Below are 245 nucleotides of genomic sequence, written 5' to 3'. Positions count from 1 at the left end.
GCGTCACTGCGCAGGGTGATTTCCAGAACCGGCAAACCGCCATCCACCAGTGCTTGAGCCAGGGGTACGGCATCTTCCAGGTGTTCAATCTTTAGAACCGGAATCACCGGTGCCAGAGCGACCAGATCATCAATTTGCGAGATAAACGTAGCGGGATAATTGCTTGTGGTCATAACAACTCCTTGTGCGCGACTGTGAGCCAGGATTGCATCAATCATACAGATTCGATGTGACAAGTGCTGGTA

The 245-nt window shown here is 51.4% G+C and carries 1 pseudogene; it reads right to left on the bottom strand.

The features are described 5' to 3' along the window. Positions 1–173, bottom strand: a pseudogene (locus Q4563_RS21875) (hypothetical protein); the annotation flags it as partial. Positions 174–245: the final 72 nt, after the last annotated feature.

Source organism: Gilvimarinus sp. 1_MG-2023 (assembly GCF_030548285.1).
This window is presented reverse-complemented; position numbering and strand designations above follow the sequence as displayed.